Genomic DNA, 1,489 nt, shown 5'->3' with positions numbered 1-1,489 from the left:
GGCATCTGATCCGAAGGATCGGACGTGAGCTGCGCAACCAGATCCTTGCCAGAAGGGTCTGTAAGCCAGCCTGAGGCGACCGGCCGGGACCAACCGTCGGGCTGCATCCCGGCCTCGCGCACATCCCTACCGCACCGCGGCTGGTACGCAGGCATATAGCTGCGCATTCGCGTGATCACATAACTATGTGTTCGAGTGCTCGTGTGGTTAGATGTCCTCGCCGTCCTTGCCGATGGCGTGACCGTGCTTCTGCAGCATGAGCAACAGGCCCTCGCGATAGAGAGCCTGTGCCGTCGTGTTCTTCTCGAAGGCCAGGCGCCGGATCAGGTCGAAGGTCTCGGGCTTGGCGTAGAGGCTACGGTGGACGTCGCCCTCGCGCGTGCCTCGGGCCGCCCTGCCCTGCCCCTTGCCGCCGGGGATCTCATCGTCGCGCAACTGCGCAGGTGCATCATCAGGTGATTGCGCAGCTATGTGATCACGTGGCTTACTGAAGATGCCCTGCTCAGAGAGCTTGCGGACCGGGGGCTTGCTCACGCGGTCGTCTCCATCTGCACCCGGGTCCATTCCCACAGGGCGACGATCTCGGCCGCCGCCTTCCCGGCTGGGTTGATCTCGGTTACGCCGAGCCCGGATGCAGCGGCGTCTCGGAAGTCGGTTCGATCAGCCACCGGCGGGGCGACGATGCCGCCAGCCTCCAGCGCGGCGAGAGCATCCGCGGTCCGGCCCTGCGTGACCGGGTTGGTGGCGTTGAGGACGAACCCGAACCGGCGCTTCAGGCTCTCGATGCGCTCGACCGTCGGCCGCGCCGCCCGCAGATCCATCGCCGACGGCCTAACCGGGACGAGGATGAAGTCGGACTGCTTTAGCGCGGCATCGACCTCGGGACCGAACGTGCCGGCCGTGTCGATGATGACCAGGGACACCGCCGCCACCTTCCGGGTCTCGGCCACCCACCGGACCAGGGCGTTGGGCTCGACCTCGCGGAACACGATGTCCTTGGTCTCGCGTTGGCGGCCCCATTCGGCGAGCGATCCCTGCGGATCCAGGTCAACAACGACCACGCGCTCCCCGGACTGGCGGGCAGCGACGGCGAGCGAGCCGGCAAGGGTACTCTTGCCGCTGCCGCCCTTCTGACTGGCGAGGGAGAGAATGCGCATGCAGCTACGTGGTCACATGATTACGCAGCCGCACAAGCGCGCAATCGCGTGATCCGGCCTAACCCGTGTCGGTTCATCGGCTGACGTGGCGGCGGCGACACGATGGCAAGGCGAACATGATCGCGTGCTTATGTGAATATGTGATTGCGCAAGCGCGTGACTGCGTGTCTGGGGAATGCTATAAGTTCTGATTGACCTGACCGGCTGGCTTTGGACCGGGCTGATTGAGAGGATCAGCCAGGACCGGAGGAGTCGGACATGCGGCGAGGTCAGAAGACGAGCGCGGAGCAGGTGGTGCTCAAGCTGCGCCAGATCGAGGTGCAGACAGCTCA

At 65.3% G+C, this 1,489-nt stretch carries 2 protein-coding genes; both read right to left on the bottom strand.

The features are described 5' to 3' along the window. Positions 1 to 207: 207 nt before the first annotated feature. Positions 208 to 534, bottom strand: coding sequence for a hypothetical protein (locus tag MKL09_RS01130; protein WP_244017164.1), 327 nt, complete (start codon positions 532 to 534; stop codon positions 208 to 210). Further along, positions 531 to 1,157: a ParA family protein gene (locus tag MKL09_RS01125; protein WP_244017162.1), complete on the bottom strand. Its 627-nt coding sequence runs from the start codon at positions 1,155 to 1,157 to the stop codon at positions 531 to 533. The genes MKL09_RS01130 and MKL09_RS01125 overlap by 4 nt, the downstream gene beginning before the upstream one ends. Positions 1,158 to 1,489 lie beyond the last annotated feature (332 nt).

The organism is Methylobacterium sp. J-048, assembly GCF_022829515.1.
In the GTDB taxonomy this organism is placed as follows: domain Bacteria; phylum Pseudomonadota; class Alphaproteobacteria; order Rhizobiales; family Beijerinckiaceae; genus Methylobacterium.
The sequence above is the reverse complement of the archived record's forward strand: the minus strand, read 5'-3'. Positions and strand labels throughout refer to the sequence as shown.